Here is a 16,959-nt window from a genome sequence, read left to right as displayed (position 1 = left end):
CTCTTACAAAACTGGCAGCATGTAGCGCATCGTGGTGTGCGGCGAAAGCGTCGCCGAATACGAAGAACTTGCGCCGATCAGGAATGGAATGAACTGACCGATGCTCATCGTGTAGCCAACGATCTGGACCCGCACGCCACCCGGGGTTGCGCCATCGGTACAAGCGGCGTCATCGAAAGCATCATTTAGGCAGGTCACTGCGACATTGCCTTCCGTGAAATCCGGTACGCCCGCAGCTGTCACAGCGTCCGCCACTTCCTTTTTTGCAAGGCCAACACCGACCGAGGCGATGTCTGCCGTGGCGCTGACCGACATTGCGCGTGCCCCATCCCGCGTGGCCTTGGTGAGCGCATCGTAATACCAGAAGGCGCGGCCAAATTCGAAAATGCCAGCCAGCAGGCTGATCAGCAGGGCGAGGATCAACGCGAATTCGATAACGGCGGCGCCATGCTGGCGTGCCGGACGTCTTTTGCAAGGGATGGATGGTTGCAGGATCATGTCGGTCACCGATAAATCTTGATCTCGGACTTCGGAGCCGGCTTGATCAGTCCGGCAAACTCGAGGTCCAGGCGTTTAGGGCTCGAGGTGAAGTCGGCTTTCGTCTGCATGAAGAATCTGCCGATGCCGACCGCGTCCATTCGACCGCAAGAGGCCGACCCGACCGCAGGCACGCGGCAATCCACCAGGACGATATTGAGGATGCGGCGATTGCGTATGCCTGCTGCCCCACCTGACTGGAAGTAAAGTCCGCTTGTTTGGTTGTAAGGCGCAGCGGGAGTGCCAGCGGGAAAGCCAGCACCCGCCGCCGCCGGATAGTTGGCCGTATCAAAGTAGTTAATGGCGGTCGCGTTGTACATCGGATTCAGATTAGCCTCTAGCGGCGTGAACGCAGCGCCGGCCTTCGGTGGCGTGCTGGCGTCAGCCTGGTACGCCGGGCCATAGGACCACAGGACTCCATATTTTGCGAACTGAGCAAATAATGCAGGATCGGCACTGGGAACGGGCGTCGGGCCGGCTGCGGGCAACTGGTATTTCGGCTTTTTTGCAGCGTTTACCTCCACGGACTGCCAGCTGGGTAGAGTGCTGCCACCCGGCTCCATCCAGGTAGAGGAGGGGGTCGTGTTGACGCATCGCGGATCGCTGCTAGGACCCTTGCAAGGGTATTCCCTGATGTTCGTATCCGGAGGAGCGGATGCTGGGATGCACTTGCCAGACGGTTTATAGTCACCGAAACGCGAATTGAGCGATTCTGCCAAAGAGGCCGTCAAGCCGGTGTTGGTATACACCTGACCTACGCCGCTCGAAATGACGGCGCTGTTCCCGCCGCACAGGAAAGGCGCGGTAAAGTTGGCGCTGGAATGAGCGGGATTGCATCCAACTGGCGGCGCGTCAACCGGGTTAATCAGATACGGATCAGAAGGGCCGCCGCCCAGCGGATTCAGGCCGAAAATATCGTAAGTCACGCCGCGCCGGAAGCCGAATTCGACCAGTTCGGTTTGACCTGTCGTAGGGTAGGTGTATTTTGCCGTTTTATTCGCGGGATCAACGGCGCACACCCCGATCGGCGTGATGTCAGTGACGTACCGGCCAGCGACGGCGAACCCGGATGTATTTACCGTGTTGAAGGCAGCGCCGGCGACGCGCATCAGGTAAGTATTGAGATATTTCGCCCCGGTATCCACTTTGATAAAAGTCTTGCCTTGCGGGTTAGCTTTCGCGGCGCCAACGCTGGACCATGGACCGTCCGGGCTTGGGCCAAATTCAATATTCGTTAGCGCGAGGGTAACGTCTGTGGAAAAGTTGTATTTGTTTTTCTGTGCTATGCCCTGCGCTTGAAGGACAGCACTGTCGATGCCGGCGGGGGTTTCGTTGAGATCCTTCGCCCCCGCCAACGCTGCGGCATCGGCCGCGTTCTGCAGCTCCGCTTTGGCGACATACAGATGGCCGAGGTCCAGCACAACGCCACCCATCGCAAACAAGGTGACAACGCTTAAGCCGAAGACGATGGCAACCGCGCCTTTTTGTCTACGTCGTGAGCGAAACGGTGATCTCATCGCAACCTCCTTTTGTCCGTGGCACACTTAACTTAGCGGCCACCAATCCCAATGGTGAATGCACTCGGCTGCGGCTCAGGCATCCTGTATGACTTCTGGTACTGGTCATAAGCGCTCTTTCCCGCCTTGCCATCGATTCCTGTGACGGGATCGGCATTGCGCCAGGCGTCGGGGTTAATCGTTTGCTGCGCTTTCACCAGATTGACGGCCTCGCCAAAATGCCGGTCCAGATTCGGCGTCTGCGATGCGCAGCCGGCAACTGCCAGCAGCAATAACGCCACGCATGGCACGCCTGCGGTACGAAAGTGAGTACGATGCATGATTGCTCTCCTATTTGAGTTCAAAGCCGGTCGCAGGCTGTGCTGGCATCATTTCTTCCGGCGGGGCCGAACCTTCCATTTTGCCGCCCAGGAAAAACTCGGCGCGGCTAGGCTGAATGTAAGCGTCGGTCGGCAGCTTGTAGTCAGGCGGCAGCGGCTTGACCAGATGCGGGGTAATGATGAACACCAATTCCGATCTGTCGGTCTGGAAATCGCTGCTGCGAAAGAGCGCGCCAAGGACTGGCACTTCACCCAACAGCGGGAACGCCTTGATGTTGGCCGTGACGTTGTTCTTGATCAGGCCGCCGATGGCAAAGCTCTGGCCGTCGTAAAGCTGGACTGTGGTGGTCGCGCGGCGTGTGGTGAAAGAAGGAAGGATCGCCGTAGTGCTGACACCCGTTGCCGTGATGCCCACGCCTTCCTTGTTCAGGTCAGAAACCTCGGGCGCCACCTTGAGATTGATGCGGCCGCCTTCGAGAACGGTAGGGGTGAACTTCACCGCAACGCCGAATTCCTTTTCTTCCAGCGTAATGGTCGGCGTGCCGCCATTATTGGTTTGACTAATCGGGATGAAGATTTTTCCGCCAGCCAGGAAGCTTGCTTCCTGCCCGCTGATCGCCATGATTGTCGGTTCAGCCAATACCTTCACCAGGCCGTCGCGCTTTTGCGCATCCAGGGTCGCGAAATTCCCGTTCGTCTTGAAGCCATCGACAAGGCTGGGATTGCCGCTGAGCAGGTTCGAAAGCAGGGTATAAGTCCAGCTTCCGCGCGTTTTGCTGGCGCCGATGCTGGCGCCCAACTGGTCCACCAGCGTCTTGGACACTTCAGCCACCTTCACTTCCAGCATGACCTGCTGCGGCGCGGCGATGGACAGCATGTTGACGACTTTGGGCACATTAGCCTGGCCGCCGCCGGCTGCTGGCGCTGCACCGCCCGGAGCAGCGCCAGCAGCCGGAGCAGCGGCCCCTGCGCCGCGGGCCTGCGCCCCGCGGGCGCTGCGCTGGACATAGGCGTTGGCTAGCGCCAGAACCTGATCGGCCTTGACCACATCGGAAACTGTTCCGGAGAGGATAATGGTATCCGCGGCAGTCGTGATCTTGATATCCTTCTCGCTGGCAAGAAGCTCGGCGAGTCGCCCGTGCAGCGCCACGGTATCGATGCCGACGGAGATGTCGACGATGGTCGCGTCGTTGTTCTTGTTCCACAGGATCAGGTTGGTAGAGCCGACCGATTTGCCGAGCATGTACACCTCGCTTGGATTCAGCAGGATCACATCGGCAATCGACGCATCGCCTACGGACATACGCGATGCGGGATGGGGCAGGCGCATCAGCGTGGACTTCCCTTCCGAAAGATTGATCTGTGGCGCCAGTTCCACGTTGCCAGTCATGGATGACCCGGATCGAGTTATCGGCGACTGGATCTTGAGATCCGCAGGCTTGACAGCGGCGGGTTTGACGGCGGCGCCTTTGACTGGCTTCGATGCCGCATTGGCTTGATTATTTTTTGTGGCAAGCACGCCGGCTTCCCCCGCTACCTGGCCATGCGCCAGTGATGCCGTCACTATCATGCCCGCCACAGCGATCGCCATGCGCGAGACAGCCGGTTTTTCCCCGATGCAGAATGTACTCATTTGCTACCTCCCTAGGTATTCTTATTTAAAATTGTTGGGTGCTGCGGTCCAGGCCTTTGATAACCTCCACTTGATATCCGGGGGCAGGCGTGCGAACGATGACTGCGCGCTTCAGCTTCACCTTGGCAGGTTTGGCGGCCGGCGCGGGGACTGCCACGGGGACTGCCTTTACATCGAGCAGCGTTGTCTTGGTCGCGCCTTCCGTGTTCACCGGATTCGGGTCGATCTGGTTCCGCAAAACCAGCGAGAGGGTGCCGACGCTACGCGCCAGATCCAGTTTTTCCGCCTGATCTGGCGTGAGTTCGAGGGTTACGGCATTGACCACCTTGGGCTTGGTTTCGTCGCGGCTCGATTCCTGGGCAACGGCCAGCACCAGAATGCGCTCGAGCACGATCTTGGAAATGCTCAGGTCCTTGTTGGCATTGTTTTTCGCTCCCTCTTCCTGGGTATTGACCAGGATGTCGACGAAATTGCCGGGCAAGGCGAACCCGGCTACGCCGACCACATCGTTGACGCGCACGGTCATGGCGCGCTTGCCATCCGCGACCACGGCGGACAGTCCGCCCTTGGTTCCGGGTGGCGCAAGCTTGCCTTCCATGATGGGTTCGCCAAGCTGGATGCTGGTGCGCGCAACGCGCGTTTCGACCAGCTTGGCATCGGTGAATGCGCCGGGCGGCATGGCGCTCGAGGGCCAGTCGACCATGCGGACCATTTCCGGGCTCAGCCTGGCGCCGAGACTGATATCTACGAGGGCGACCGCCACCTTGTTGGTGGTTCCGGAGGCTTGAGCATTGATCCAGCGGGCCGCCACGATGACTGCCCCGAATGCGACGACGATCGCCACCACCATCATTATCCAAGCACGCGTATTTCTCATTTGATTTCCCCTAATTGGCCCGACATGTTCGTTTTACGCCGGCCCTGTCATTGGCGACCTGCCACCGTTGCTCCCGCTCCCGCTCCTGCTTCCTTCTTTTATGGCATCGGCGTCAGGCGCCGATGAAGTAGTTGTTCCATGCCCAATCCAGCACCCTTTGGTCGAGACTCGGCGCCCTGCCCTCGTACAGCGCAAGATCGCGAACCTGTGCAAGGATGTCACGCGGATAGCAGGCAAGCAGCGCACGCTCTTCCTGATAATGGTGTTGGTGCACCAGGTAGTGGAAGGCATCGTCAGAGTAAGGTACTTCAAATTGTTTGCACACCTGACGGAATATGCGTTCATATTGCGCTTCCGTAAGCGGCCCGACGTGGATCTTGTAGCCAAGCCGCCGCAGGAAGGAACCATCGGCAAGCTGTTCAGGCGGGAAGTTGGAAGAAAACACCACGATGACATCGAAGGGCACCAGGAACTTGTAACCGGTGTGCAGCGACAGGAAATCCACGCGACGGTCCATCGGGACGATCCAGCGGTTCATCAGTTCGGCCGGGGAGCAGCGTTGTCGTCCAAGGTCGTCGATGATGAAGATTCCACCGTTGGCCTTGAGATGTGGCGGCGCCTGATAAAAGCGTGTGCCTGGATCAAACTGCAGGTCAAGCATGTCGAGCGTGAGCTCGCCGCCTGTCAGAACAGCCGGACGCCTGGTCCGCAGCCAGCGGGCGTCAAGCAGCATGCGCTTATCAAACACATCCGCCTGTTCTGCCATGCCATCAACCGGTGGATGCACGACGGGATCATGGACTTGCACTACTTCGCCATCGACCACGATGGCATGCGGCACCAATATATCGCCATGCAACAGGCCCGCCAGGCGCTCGGCCAGGTAAGTCTTGCCGCTGCCCGCCGGGCCATGAACGAAAATGGCTCGTCCGGAATTCATGGCCGTGCCTAGTTGCTCAAGCACGATCGGACTGACCACGATGTCGGCGAATTCGTTCGCCATGTCCTCGCGCATGATGTGCATCTGCGCCACGCTTTGTGCTTCGACCTGTGCGCAGTAAGCGGCAAGGGTTACCGGCGCCGGGCCGGCATAGGCGTTGCGGCTCATGAACTCCGTTGCCCGGGTACGGCCAAGATCAGTGAGGTTGTAAGTAAGGTCAGCGTCGGTACCGCTGCCGCCACGGCGGGTGACTTCGCAAAGCTTCTCGGCGCGCATGAAGACGATCAGCGGATCTAGCACGCCGACAGTCAGTTTGAGATGCGCGGAAAGCTCGACGAGTCCCACCTGCCCGCGCAGGAACAGCACTTTAGAGACCAATTCGACCAGGAACAAAAACGGCAGGCCGGTTTCCTCCGGGGTGCGTGGCGCGCGGGGCAATAATGTAGAGGCTGAATCAAGGCTTATTACCTTGCTTTCTGTTTGACTTGTAAGCATGTTCAAATCCCTCGTAGTCGCATTGGCAGGGGTTTCGATGGTCGGTACGATGATCATCAAAATACGAATGGAATGACGCGGTAACGCACTTGTTGCATGTACTGGCCATACGCCGGGTCGAGGGCTAGGTGTTTCTCTTCCCGTACCAGGCGGACAAACAGGAACCCCATCGTCATGACGTAGAGAACAAAGTTCATCCATGTCGTGTTTGCCAGGATGTATCCAGTGAAGATCACCCAGTAACTCGCGTACAGCGGATGGCGCACCAAGCGGTACATTCCCCTGGTCTTGATCTTTCGCTTTGCGGCGACCAGCGCAAAGCTGCGATTTAGCGAGAGCAGGCCAAAAATTTGCATCCCGATGCCGACAAAAACGAGCGCCTTGGCCGCTGGCAGCAGCCCCCATGACGCGGGCGCAAAGAAAAGCGGCGTGAAGGTTCCCGCCAAGGCAAAAAGCCAATCCAGCGGATCCGCTGAAACCGTCGCCGGCGCGCTGCGGAATACAAAAAACGTTGCGGTGAGCGTTTCTGAAATACACACCATCAAATAAGACCAGTCACCGGTGTTATGAAACGCAAGCATATGGCGATAGGCGAACAATCCCCACAGCGCTGCCATGACGCATCCGAGCAGCAGGTGAATCGCCGCCGAATCGGGTAATTGCAATTGTTGTTTCATGTCGATATCCTTTGCGTGCCTGTTCATGCGAACAGCGCATGGCCGCTGCGTATCAGAAGCAGGTGAATAAAAGTACCAGCTGCGATAGCAACAGCGTAGGGAAGCTTGCCCGCTGAAGCCGGCAGCGCTTCTATCCGCACGCTGCCGCCATGCAAGGTCCTGAACATCGTTTGAATCATCAGGGATCGCACGTTTGCCAGGGTGTTCCGTAAAGCGCCGCTCCACAGCGCCACGGCGATGGCGAGAACTCCACCTGCGACGAGGGTCGTCAGTACGGCACCAGCGGCTGAGGCGGGCCCGAGAAAGGCGCCGACCATGCCCATCAACTTCACATCGCCCGCGCCCATGGCGCGCACCACATAGAGGGGAAGAAACAGGCCGAATCCGACCAGGAGACCCAGGGCCCACGCAGAGAAACCGCCGTTGCCGAGGAAAGCATGGGCGCCGAGGCTGAATACCAGTCCGGCAGCCACCAGCCAGTTGGGAATCCGCCTCGACTTGATGTCGAAGCATGACGCAACGCCGAGCAGCGTAATCAAAATGGCCGCGTTGACTTCGATGGAGAAGCCGCCAAGATGAAATAATCCGTGCTGGGTCATAGGGGTCCCGGTTTTACGAAAGATGTTTGGATAGCGTTTTCAGGAACAATTGCCGTTACCGGTCACAGCGAAGTCGACACAATTTGAAACTCTCTGGTACAGGTCAAGGGTCCTGCTGCCAACCAGTGTTACAGAGCCCAGAATCACCACTGCGATCAATGCGGCCAACAAGGCATATTCAATCGCGGTGACCGCATCTTCGGAAGCTACCAGGTTGCGCAGGCGATGAAGTCGCATTTTTTACTCGCTTTTCAGGTTCTTGAACAATGTTCCCGGCAGAGAAATCTACCGGGAACATCTTTAAGCTGCGACGTCCGTCTGCTTAAGGGGCGGCGCCGGTGGTTAATGCGGTTTCGACGTTGTCGAAAACAACGATGAGAGCATCGCCGACCGCATCTACGGACGCGATGATGACTATAGCAATCAGCGCCGCAATCAGACCGTATTCGATAGCCGTTACGCCGTCTTCTTCCCGCAGAAAATTCTTGATGAAGTTCATGGTGATTTCCTTTTCAGATTTAAGATTAAAATTCAACATTACTTAAGGTTCTTACTACAGGCTCTGCTCGGTGGATTTTATTGTTGACCGGTGCTGCAACCTTGCGGGACCACAATCCCGGAAACCTCCCACTGTATTCAGACAACCAATTCCCGTCTTTCCAGCGAGGAATTGGAACAAGCCAAGTGCCCTTGCCAACTGAAGTAACGCAATGACGCAGACTTCGCTCCAGATGTTTTTTTACCGCTTTGCCTGGCTTGTCTCAGTCGGCAACAACATCCGCGCTGATGAATCAACTATAGGGGCTCTGGCATTGCCAGACATCGGAAAAATGTCCTTTTTCTTTGAGTACGAAACGACTGCTTTTCGCGGTGGCGAGTAGGACTTTTGTACTAAAGCCTATTTCGCCAGGGCGGCTTACTAGGCCACGGACGGCTCGCGGGCGTCGCGGCGCTTGTCGCCTGGCCGCGGCTCCTGGCGGGCACTGTCCAGGGCATGCTTGACGGCGTAAACATACAGCTCCAGCCGATTGCTCAGGTCGAGTTTTTGATAAATCGAGGTCAGGTGATTGCGCAAGGTATGCTCCGAGATGAAAAGCCGCTGCGCAATCACCTTGTTGGATGCCCCGCTTTCACGGACGATGGTATCGATGATCTTGCGCTCCTTGAGGGTCAGTTGCGCGATCCTGGCCATTTCCGGGTCGGGGGCGCTCTTCGTCGCCGGACTCATGAATTTCCCAAGGACGCGACTGAGCATTTCATTTTCAATCCACAATTCGCCCTGATGCACCTTTTCGATGGCTTTCAATACCTGTTCGGCGGATGCGATCTTGTGCAGCACGCCGCGTGCGCCGTGCTGGACGGCCTGGTCCAGGATGGCTTGCTGGCGTTCCGCCGTCAATATCAGGGCGCGCGACACGCCATTGGCCAGCATGGCGGGGAGATAGTCGAGCGAACTTCTCCCTTCCAGATCGAGGTCAAGCAGAATCACGTCCGGCATCAGCGTGCCTGCCTTGTCACGGGCTTCTTCGCAATTGCTGGCCGTGCCGACGACTTCCATCCTGGGATTTTCGCCCTCGATCAATTTCCCCAAACCCCATAGCATCGTCTGGTGATCATCAACCAGCAATACGCGTATTGGTTTTTTATTCAAGTTCATTGCTCGCTCCCTCAAATTCCTTCAAATCGGAATTTCGACATGCACGCACGTCCCGGATTTGACATCCTGCTCCACAATCACATTGCCGCCGAGCGCAGCGGTTCGTTCCATGATGGAGCGCGGCATGAATTTCTGCGACGGTGCCCCGACGCTTTCGTTTTCGATCCGGATGGCAAGCCATCCGTTTGCGGCCTGAATATCGATCGCACCACGCCGCGCGGTCGTATGCCTGCAAATATTGCTGATGCCTTCCCTGGCAATCTGCAGCACTTCCGCCGCCAGGCGATCGCTGATACCAACGCCATTGCCTGCGTTGACTGTGATATCGACGCCGTAGAATTCTCTGGTCTGGGTTGCCTGCCTTCGCAGCGAGAGCAGATAGACAGGCTCGGTCACCCCCGCGCCGGACTTGACCATCCCGGCGTAATCGCGCAATTCGCCAATGACTTGCCCGGCCATGAGCAACAGTCTGTCCAGTTCCGGAATCAGCGGATTATCTTCTGTGGCCTTGTTGCGCAGGGCGCTCAAGCCCATCTTCAGGCCGACATAGGGCTGGATGGCGGTATCGTGGAAGTCCCAGGCGAACCTTTGGCGCTCGCGCAGCGCGGCATGCGAGGCAATGCGGTCAAGCAGCTCGATGTTCTCGATGACGGGGAATGCCTGCACCACCACGTGATTGAGGAAAAGCGCATCGGCCTTGTTGAAGGCACGGCGGGAGGACGTCACGTAAATCCGCCCTTCGCCATTTTTCAGGAGTATCGGGACGCTCACGTACGATTCCGCCTCCAGCAAATTAGCCACTTTTTGACTGGGCCGAAGATCATAGGTCTCCCAGGCTTCCTTGCTGACATCGTAGGCGTCTGCGCAGCCGAACAACGAGACGGCAGTCCGGCTCGGCCGGGAAAACGCGATGATTTTCGCCTGCGATAACTCCATGAGCGGCGCCGCCGCTTCGGCCATGATTTTCTCTGCGAGTGTGGAAGTCTTTGCATTGCCATCGCCCACCCTGCGCAACGCGTACACTGCAGCATCGCCGTCGCGCGTCACCAGGATGCAACTGCTGCCCTGGAAAAAATCCCGTATCCTGGCCAGGACATTGGTAATCGTATGGTCGACGCCGAAGCGGGGATTGGACAGGCGGCTGACGTCGCGCAGCAGCGCCAGCCGCCGCCCTGACGCGACTTTTGACTCGCCCCATTTTGCGCACAAGTAGCCGAACGCCAGCAAAAATGTCGTGCACAGCAACAGCCTCGGCAATTCGGCGCTATCCGGCACAAACAGTTCAATGGCCATGAATAATGCCGCAGCCGCAATGGCGATCCGCGCCCCTTCCTCGAACCCCCAATGAAACGATGCAGTCAAGATGGGGAAAAAGAAAAATAGGAAGAAAATACTGTTGACGCCGCCCGTATAAAAAACGATCAATGCATACCAGCCAAGATCGATCCAGTGGATGCGCTTGTTGACGATGAAATGTTTTCGCAGAATGACAAAAACGCCAAGCGCCGCGCTGTAAATGGCGTAGCCGCCAACAGGCAGCAAGGCATACTCCGAAAAACCGGCCAAGCCAGCCGGATTGACCCAGATCATCGGCAATGCCGAAACGGCCAGCATCAGCCGGATGCCACAGACCATTCTTGCCTCGACGCCGGCGTCAGCCAGGCCGAAAGCGCTTTTTCCATTTGTGTCGCGACTGTCATTGACCATGATGCGCTTGCGCTCACTATCCGGTGTATCAAATTCCATCATCGAACCCATGTCCCATGAAATTTGCGCCAAATCAGAAAGCGCATGAATTCATGGAACCTCCTCCCAGTGAGAAGTAGACGCTTTTATGCACTATGAGAAATTGATCTCACTCATGCCTACGTGAAATTTAGTTCCTAACAATATTCTTTAATATTGAGAAACTTATTTGACATCAATGTTTGGGCATCATGAGGCGCGACTGCGCAGCAGTCGCCCTGCCGGAATGGCAGATTTGAAAGGGGAAGCGAAAGGTCGGCAAAGGCCGTAGGTTCAACCGCCGAAGTGAATTTCCGAGATAGAAGTCTGCGTGACTTTGCCGCTGCCGATATCGAAATGCACATTGAACATCTTGGTGTCGACGCCATCCAGGAAGCGCCAATCCCATACTTCTTCGTTCTTGCGTTTGAATTGCACCACGCTGCCTGGCCTGCCAAGCATACGGCGCACCTCGTCGCGACTCAGACCGGGCTGGATGCGGGCGAAATTCTCGGCGGTGAGCGCTTGCCGATAATCCTGCAGCTTGCCGAAGCGGTCGATGGTAAACATCCAGGTGCGCGCCCCTTCCGGCCCCTTGGGATATTCAAGCGTGCGGGTGCCGTCATCGTCTTCCCATACGGTGTCCGGCTTCCCCATGACCATGCGCACATCGGCTTCGGATGAAACACCCTTGCCCAGCTTGTTCAATCCAGCCTCCTCGATCGGCTTGCCATTCTGGTCGCAGGCGAACAGCAGCATGCCCGCCGCCAGCAACAACAATTTTCGGAACTTGGCATGCATGGTGTTATCCCCCTGAAAATTGGCTGTTTCAGCATCGTGTCCATGTGCGCATGCGAGTCCGGTCAAATGGCGCTGCCGCGCCTTAGCTTCCTGCATGATGAATTTGCGCAATCTCATAGTGCAGCGCGCTGGTAACAATAGCATAACTATTCATAACGCAGATTTTGCCACGCTGTGGCAAATCGCCATGAACGCGAATAACAAAGTAGCAGGGAGAAATGAGCATGCACCGTTGTCGTTATGAGGTATGGAGCTATTCCACCGCCTGGGGAAAATGGATACGCGATATCTATCCGGATCTGGGCACCGCCACAATGCGTTATGAAGACCTGCTGCTGTTCGGCGAAGCCGCTCGTCCGCCGCGCCCGGCCAATCTGCCGCTGCCCCTGAAGGACCGGCTCGGCTTTGCGCTGAGCCGAATTTTCAAGCGCGCCAGATTCGGTCAAAGCAGCGCTAACAGAATGCATTCCTGATCAGAGATTGACGGTTGGCGCGACCGGCGAATATAGGCAAACTGCACTTGGCAACAGCAGCGATGTGTCAGTCTACGTGCGCTCGCGGTAAAAATCGCCGGCGTAGCCAGCCCTGCAAGTCGTCGATGTAGGTAAACACCGCCGGCACCACCAGCAGACTCAGGAGGGTCGAGGTGATCAGGCCACCGATCACGGCGCTCGCCATCGGCGCGCGGAAGCTGGGGTCGGCGCCCCAGCCCAGCGCCAGCGGCAACATGCCGGCGCCCATGGCAATCGTCGTCATGACGATCGGCCGGCTGCGCTTGTGGCAGGCGTCGACCAGCGCCGCGAAGCGCCCCATGCCCTTGCGGCGCGCCAGGATCGCGTAATCCACCAGCAGGATCGAGTTCTTGGTGACGATCCCCATCAGCATGATCAGGCCGATCATCGACGGCATCGACAAGGCATTGCCGGTCAACAGCAGCGCCACGAAGGCGCCGCCAATCGACAGCGGCAGCGCCGCCAGGATCGTCACCGGCTGCATGAAATCCTTGAACAGCAGCACCAGCACGCCATAAATGCACAGCACGCCGATCAGCATGGCGGTGCCGAAGCTGGCGAACAGCGCCTGCATTTCCTGGGCGTCGCCGAGTTCGGCGATCCGCACTGCCGGCGGCAGGTTCTGCATCGACGGTAGCGCGCGCGCCTCGGCATTCAATTCACCCAGCGCGCGCGTGCCCAATTCCACTTCCAGGATGACGTTGCGGCTGCGGTTCAGACGGTCGATCTGCGCCGGGCCGCTATCCATCGTGACGCTGGCGACATTGGCCAGCATCACGGGGCCGTTTTTGCCCGGCACGGTGAGGCGCTCGATGGCCGCCAGGTCGGCACGCACCGCATCCGGCAGCTTGACCCGGATCGGCACCTGGCGCTCCGACAGGTTCAGCTTCGGCAGGTTGATGTCATAGTCGCCGGCGGTGGCCACGCGCACCGTCTCACCGATGGCGGCCGCCGTCACGCCCAGGTCGGCGGCGCGGGCGAAGTCCGGGCGCACGATGATTTCCGGGCGCACCAGCGCCGCGCTGGAATTCACATTGCCGATTCCCTGCAGGGTGCGCAATTCGCGCTCGACGCGGCGCGCCACTTCCGCCAGCGCCAACGGGTCTTCGCTGCGCAACACCAGTTGCATCTTGACGCCGGTATCCGGCGGGCCGACCGTGAAGCGCGCTCCCGGAATCTCCGCCAGCCGCGCCCGGATGCCCGCCTCGATCTGCTGCAGCGATTCGCTGCGTTCGCCGCGGTGCGCGGTGGTCAGCGTCAGTACCGCGCGCCGCGCCTCGGCCGCCGCCCCTGGCGCGAAGGCGTCGCCGCTGGAGCCGCCGCCAATCGAGCTGAAGATGCCCTTGATGCCAGCGACCTGCATCGCCGCCAGCCGCACCCGCTCGGCCGTGGCGGCGGTTTCCGCCAGCGTGCTGCCCGGCGGCAGCTCGATGTTGATCTGGGTTTGCGCGCGGTCGGCTGGCGGCACGAAACCGGTCGGCAAAAGCGGCACCAGCGCCAGCGAGCCGATGAAAAACAGCGCCGAGGCAATCGCCGTCACCAGCCGGTGACGCAGGCACCATTGCATGACCGCCAAGTAACGCCGCATGATCCAGCCATCGCCATGTTCGGCATGCGCGACCGGCTTCAACAGGTACGCCGCCATCATCGGCGTGAGCAGGCGCGCCACCACCAGCGAGGCCAGGATCGCCAGTACCGCGGTCCAGCCGAACTGCTTGAAAAACAGCCCGGGCACGCCGCCCATGAAAGCCGTCGGCAGGAACACCGCCACCAGCGCGAAGGTAGTGGCAATCACCGCCAAGCCGATCTCGTCGGCCGCTTCCAGCGCCGCCTGCATCGGCGTCTTGCCCATGCGCAGATGCCGCGCAATGTTTTCGATCTCGACGATGGCATCGTCCACCAGCACGCCGACCACCAGCGCCAGCGACAGCAGCGTCACGGTATTCAAGGTATAGCCGAAGTAATAAATGCCAAGAAAAGTCGGAATCACCGATAGCGGCAAGGCGGCAGCCGCCACCAGCGTGGCGCGCCAGTCGCGCAGGAACCACCACACCACCAGCACCGCCAGCAGCGCCCCTTCGTACAGCAGCTCCATCGAACCTTGAAAGTTTTCCGCCACCGGTGCGGCATTGTCGATCACCTGGCGCAGCACAATATCTGGATGCGCCGCCTGCAATTCCGCCAAGGCCGCACGTGCGCCCTCGGCCACCGCCACTTCCGAAGCGCCCTTGGTGCGGAAGATTTCGAAGCCAGCCACTGGCTTGCCGTCCTGCGTGGCGAGCGCGCGCGGCTCGGCGACCGTATCGGTGACGCTGGCAATCTGGTCGAGGCGGATCGTGCGGCCGGTCGCCAAGGGGATCTCGAGCAGCGCCAGTTCGGCTGCGGTGCGCACGGTGGCGATGGTGCGCACCGATTGTTCGGCGCCGCTGACGTCGCCGCGCCCGCCGGGCGCCTCCTGCTGCACCAGCCGCAGCAGGCGCGACACATCCAGCGCCGACACGTTCAGGGCCGCCATCCGCGCCGCGTCGAGTTCCACCCGCACCTCGCGCGAGACGCCGCCCATGCGCTTGACCGCCCCCACGCCCGGCACGGCCAACAGACGCTTGGAGACGGTGTTATCGACGAACCAGCTCAGTTCCTGCTGGTCGAGGCGGCTGCCCGCGACGGCCTCCTGCGCGGCGGCGGCGGCGAAGGTCAGCACCACCCGCCCGGAGGTCGAAGTCTTGGTCACTGCGGGGTCGCGCAAGTCGCTCGGCAGGTCGGCGCGCACCCGCGCCACCGCGTCGCGCACCTCGTTGACCGCTTCGGATATCTGTTTTTCGAGAATGAACTCGACCGTCACCACTACCAAGCCATCGAGGATGCGGGAATAGATATTCTTGACGCCCTGCAGCGTGGCGATCGAATCCTCCAGCTTGCGCGCAACTTCCGTCTCCAGCTGCGCCGGCGCCGCGCCCGGCAAGCTCGCCGTCACCGTCACCACCGGCAGCTCGATATCCGGAAAATCCTGCACCGGGTTTGCCTTGAAGGCCAGCAGCCCGGCCAATCCGAGCAGCACGAACAGCATGATCGCCGGGATCGGATTCCTGATCGAGAGGGCGGAAAAATTCACGCGATCTCCCTAGCGCGCGGCGGGCTGGACTGCGGCGGGCTGGACTGCGGCCGGCACCACCTTGACCAGGTCGCCTTCGTTAAGGAATCCGGCGCCGCTGGCCACCAGCTGATCCTGCGGCTTGATGCCTTCGAGCACTTCTACTTGCTCGCCAAATCGCCGGCCGGTGCGCACTTTCAGCTGACTGACGCGGGAATCGGGATTGAGGCGGAATACATAAGTGAAACCGTCGCGCAACACCACCGCCTGCTGCGGCACGGTCAGCGCGGCAGTTTCACCCAGATTGAATTCGCCGCGGGCGAACATGCCGGCCCGCACCTGTGCCTGCGGCGCCAGTGACGGCAGCGCGCGAGGCAAGTCCACATACACCAGGGCCGTGCGGCTTTGCACATCGACGGTCGGCGCCACCATGCGCACGGTCCCTTGCACCTGCGTGCCATTGGCAGCAGTGATTGTCGCGACGCTGCCGGGGCGGATGCGCGGCAACTCCGCTGAAGTCACTTCGGCGCGCCATTCGAGCCGCCCCTGCCGGATCATGCGGAACAATTCCGCGCCGTTACCGGCCACTGCGCCGACGGTGGCGCTGCGCGATGAAATCACACCGTCGTCCGGCGCCACCACGCGGGTTTGCTGCAGACGCAACTGCTGCACCTGCAGTGTCGCCCTGGCCGCCTCGACCCGCGCCTTCGCGGTCAATTCCGCCGTCAGCAGCTGGCTGACTTCCTGCCGGCTCATGGCGCCGGAGGCCTGCAAGGCGCGCGCCCGCTCGGCGTTGCCTGCGGCTTCCTGCACGCGCGCTTCGGCTTCCCGAAGACTGGCCAGTGCTTGCGCGACGTCGGCCTGCACCGTCTCGGCGGCAAAGCGCGCCAGCAGCTGGCCCGCCTTGACCTCATCGCCGACGTTGGCGCGCACCTCGGCCAGCCGCAAGCCGGTCGCTTCGCTGCCGATGATGGCTTCCTGCCAGGCGGCGACATTGCCGTTGGCGGCCAGGCGCAGCGGCAGGCTGGCCGCTGCGGGCTGGATGGTGGTGACCGTCAGCGCCGGCCTGGCTTGCTGCTGCGCTGGCTTGTCGCCGGCGGCATTCGAGCGCGTGGATAGCAGCGCGAATGCCAGCGTCGAAACGATGACTAAGCTCAGCAGGGACACCGCCAGTGGAGTGGTTTTGACTTTTTTCATGGACGGCATTCGTCTCGATTGTGCGGCAAGGCGCGCGGCAATATGTGAGCGCAATTGCCAAAAAATACATTATAGGGAGAACGGTACTGTCGCAAGCAAAAACCGTTGCAGTAAAAATACGGTTTGCCGGGGTTTTAGGAGGAATCGATCACAATTCCGGCATCCAGGAAGGACAAGACAGAAGCGAACTGCCAGTTGCTCCATGGTTCGCATCTGTAAAAAAACAATACGCGCTCAATGTTGCGCGAATCATGCCGCAAAAAAAGCCGTACAGCTTCGCACCGTACGGCTTCGTGGATGAATGCGTTGCTTTAACGCTTAGACGCGCTCGAACACGCCTTCGGCGGCGCAGCCCGTACACTACGGTCGCGCCGAGTTGAG

Annotated in this window: 18 protein-coding genes; 3 read left to right on the top strand and 15 right to left on the bottom strand. The window is 59.7% G+C overall.

What is annotated here, in order from left to right:
• Nucleotides 1–3: 3 nt before the first annotated feature.
• From D3878_RS20445 to D3878_RS20400, 10 genes are all read right to left on the bottom strand, one after another.
• Entirely contained in the window at nucleotides 4–498 is a 495-nt protein-coding gene (locus D3878_RS20445) for a TadE/TadG family type IV pilus assembly protein (protein ID WP_119788043.1), read from the bottom strand.
• 5 nt (nucleotides 499–503) lie between these two features.
• Nucleotides 504–2,054, bottom strand: a complete 1,551-nt coding sequence (locus D3878_RS20440) for a pilus assembly protein TadG-related protein (protein ID WP_119787153.1) — start codon at nucleotides 2,052–2,054, stop codon at nucleotides 504–506.
• 32 nt (nucleotides 2,055–2,086) lie between these two features.
• The gene (locus D3878_RS20435) at nucleotides 2,087–2,374 is read right to left on the bottom strand and encodes a pilus assembly protein (RefSeq protein ID WP_119787152.1); all 288 of its coding nucleotides are present in this window, start codon (nucleotides 2,372–2,374) and stop codon (nucleotides 2,087–2,089) included.
• A 10-nt stretch (nucleotides 2,375–2,384) separates the two neighbouring features.
• Nucleotides 2,385–4,007: a type II and III secretion system protein family protein gene (locus tag D3878_RS20430; protein WP_119787151.1), complete on the bottom strand. Its 1,623-nt coding sequence runs from the start codon at nucleotides 4,005–4,007 to the stop codon at nucleotides 2,385–2,387.
• Between the two features lie 25 nt (nucleotides 4,008–4,032).
• Complete coding sequence (gene cpaB / locus D3878_RS20425) at nucleotides 4,033–4,884, bottom strand: Flp pilus assembly protein CpaB (RefSeq protein ID WP_119787150.1); 852 nt, start codon at nucleotides 4,882–4,884, stop codon at nucleotides 4,033–4,035.
• Nucleotides 4,885–4,996: 112 nt separating this feature from the next.
• Nucleotides 4,997–6,262, bottom strand: coding sequence for an ATP-binding protein (locus D3878_RS20420; RefSeq protein WP_233556406.1), 1,266 nt, complete (start codon nucleotides 6,260–6,262; stop codon nucleotides 4,997–4,999).
• Between the two features lie 113 nt (nucleotides 6,263–6,375).
• Nucleotides 6,376–6,996, bottom strand: coding sequence for a methyltransferase family protein (locus D3878_RS20415; protein ID WP_119788041.1), 621 nt, complete (start codon nucleotides 6,994–6,996; stop codon nucleotides 6,376–6,378).
• Nucleotides 6,997–7,019: 23 nt separating this feature from the next.
• Nucleotides 7,020–7,595, bottom strand: a complete 576-nt coding sequence (locus D3878_RS20410; protein ID WP_119787149.1) for an A24 family peptidase — start codon at nucleotides 7,593–7,595, stop codon at nucleotides 7,020–7,022.
• Between the two features lie 39 nt (nucleotides 7,596–7,634).
• Nucleotides 7,635–7,832, bottom strand: coding sequence for a Flp family type IVb pilin (locus D3878_RS20405; protein ID WP_119787148.1), 198 nt, complete (start codon nucleotides 7,830–7,832; stop codon nucleotides 7,635–7,637).
• Between the two features lie 85 nt (nucleotides 7,833–7,917).
• A complete protein-coding gene (locus tag D3878_RS20400; RefSeq protein WP_119788040.1) occupies nucleotides 7,918–8,094 on the bottom strand; it encodes a Flp family type IVb pilin in 177 nt (58 codons plus the stop codon).
• Between the two features lie 211 nt (nucleotides 8,095–8,305).
• Here D3878_RS20400 and D3878_RS23930 point away from each other — a divergent pair, with 211 nt between their 5' ends.
• Nucleotides 8,306–8,476, top strand: coding sequence for a hypothetical protein (locus D3878_RS23930; protein WP_158592342.1), 171 nt, complete (start codon nucleotides 8,306–8,308; stop codon nucleotides 8,474–8,476).
• A 38-nt stretch (nucleotides 8,477–8,514) separates the two neighbouring features.
• Here D3878_RS23930 and D3878_RS20395 read toward each other — a convergent pair whose 3' ends face one another.
• The 3 genes from D3878_RS20395 to D3878_RS20385 all read right to left on the bottom strand — a co-directional run bounded on the left by D3878_RS20395 (nucleotide 8,515) and on the right by D3878_RS20385 (nucleotide 11,778).
• Nucleotides 8,515–9,252: a response regulator gene (locus D3878_RS20395; protein WP_119787147.1), complete on the bottom strand. Its 738-nt coding sequence runs from the start codon at nucleotides 9,250–9,252 to the stop codon at nucleotides 8,515–8,517.
• A 21-nt stretch (nucleotides 9,253–9,273) separates the two neighbouring features.
• Nucleotides 9,274–11,001 (bottom strand): sensor histidine kinase, encoded by a 1,728-nt coding sequence (locus D3878_RS20390; protein ID WP_158592341.1) that lies wholly within the window; start codon nucleotides 10,999–11,001, stop codon nucleotides 9,274–9,276.
• A 270-nt stretch (nucleotides 11,002–11,271) separates the two neighbouring features.
• Entirely contained in the window at nucleotides 11,272–11,778 is a 507-nt protein-coding gene (locus D3878_RS20385; protein ID WP_119788039.1) for a hypothetical protein, read from the bottom strand.
• 218 nt (nucleotides 11,779–11,996) lie between these two features.
• Here D3878_RS20385 and D3878_RS20380 point away from each other — a divergent pair, with 218 nt between their 5' ends.
• On the top strand, nucleotides 11,997–12,251 hold the full coding sequence (locus D3878_RS20380) for a hypothetical protein (RefSeq protein WP_119787145.1): 255 nt from the start codon (nucleotides 11,997–11,999) through the stop codon (nucleotides 12,249–12,251).
• 67 nt (nucleotides 12,252–12,318) lie between these two features.
• Here the strand turns inward: D3878_RS20380 and D3878_RS20375 are convergent, their stop codons facing one another.
• Together D3878_RS20375 and D3878_RS20370 are read right to left on the bottom strand one after the other, a co-directional pair.
• On the bottom strand, nucleotides 12,319–15,402 hold the full coding sequence (locus D3878_RS20375) for an efflux RND transporter permease subunit (protein ID WP_119787144.1): 3,084 nt from the start codon (nucleotides 15,400–15,402) through the stop codon (nucleotides 12,319–12,321).
• Between the two features lie 9 nt (nucleotides 15,403–15,411).
• Complete coding sequence (locus tag D3878_RS20370) at nucleotides 15,412–16,578, bottom strand: efflux RND transporter periplasmic adaptor subunit (protein WP_119787143.1); 1,167 nt, start codon at nucleotides 16,576–16,578, stop codon at nucleotides 15,412–15,414.
• A 44-nt stretch (nucleotides 16,579–16,622) separates the two neighbouring features.
• Here D3878_RS20370 and D3878_RS23580 point away from each other — a divergent pair, with 44 nt between their 5' ends.
• Nucleotides 16,623–16,958 carry a hypothetical protein gene (locus D3878_RS23580; protein ID WP_147384049.1) on the top strand — a complete coding sequence of 112 codons (336 nt, stop codon included), beginning with the start codon at nucleotides 16,623–16,625 and terminating at the stop codon, nucleotides 16,956–16,958.
• Nucleotide 16,959 lies beyond the last annotated feature (1 nt).

This window comes from Noviherbaspirillum sedimenti (assembly GCF_003590835.1).
GTDB lineage: Bacteria > Pseudomonadota > Gammaproteobacteria > Burkholderiales > Burkholderiaceae_D > Paucimonas > Paucimonas sedimenti.
The sequence above is the reverse complement of the archived record's forward strand: the minus strand, read 5'-3'. Positions and strand labels throughout refer to the sequence as shown.

Bases quoted from the DNA above. Each gene is read 5' to 3' on its own strand.
- D3878_RS20370 (WP_119787143.1), bottom strand. From the start codon at position 16,578: ATGAAAAAAGTCAAAACCACTCCACTGGCGGTGTCCCTGCTGAGCTTA.
- D3878_RS20415 (WP_119788041.1), bottom strand. From the start codon at position 6,996: ATGAAACAACAATTGCAATTACCCGATTCGGCGGCGATTCACCTGCTG.
- D3878_RS20390 (WP_158592341.1), bottom strand. From the start codon at position 11,001: ATGATGGAATTTGATACACCGGATAGTGAGCGCAAGCGCATCATGGTC.
- D3878_RS20410 (WP_119787149.1), bottom strand. From the start codon at position 7,595: ATGACCCAGCACGGATTATTTCATCTTGGCGGCTTCTCCATCGAAGTC.
- D3878_RS20400 (WP_119788040.1), bottom strand. From the start codon at position 8,094: ATGAACTTCATCAAGAATTTTCTGCGGGAAGAAGACGGCGTAACGGCT.
- D3878_RS20445 (WP_119788043.1), bottom strand. From the start codon at position 498: ATGATCCTGCAACCATCCATCCCTTGCAAAAGACGTCCGGCACGCCAG.
- D3878_RS20395 (WP_119787147.1), bottom strand. From the start codon at position 9,252: ATGAACTTGAATAAAAAACCAATACGCGTATTGCTGGTTGATGATCAC.
- D3878_RS20385 (WP_119788039.1), bottom strand. From the start codon at position 11,778: ATGCATGCCAAGTTCCGAAAATTGTTGTTGCTGGCGGCGGGCATGCTG.
- D3878_RS20440 (WP_119787153.1), bottom strand. From the start codon at position 2,054: ATGAGATCACCGTTTCGCTCACGACGTAGACAAAAAGGCGCGGTTGCC.
- D3878_RS20380 (WP_119787145.1), top strand. From the start codon at position 11,997: ATGAGCATGCACCGTTGTCGTTATGAGGTATGGAGCTATTCCACCGCC.
- cpaB (WP_119787150.1), bottom strand. From the start codon at position 4,884: ATGAGAAATACGCGTGCTTGGATAATGATGGTGGTGGCGATCGTCGTC.
- D3878_RS20430 (WP_119787151.1), bottom strand. From the start codon at position 4,007: ATGAGTACATTCTGCATCGGGGAAAAACCGGCTGTCTCGCGCATGGCG.
- D3878_RS20435 (WP_119787152.1), bottom strand. From the start codon at position 2,374: ATGCATCGTACTCACTTTCGTACCGCAGGCGTGCCATGCGTGGCGTTA.
- D3878_RS20405 (WP_119787148.1), bottom strand. From the start codon at position 7,832: ATGCGACTTCATCGCCTGCGCAACCTGGTAGCTTCCGAAGATGCGGTC.
- D3878_RS23930 (WP_158592342.1), top strand. From the start codon at position 8,306: ATGACGCAGACTTCGCTCCAGATGTTTTTTTACCGCTTTGCCTGGCTT.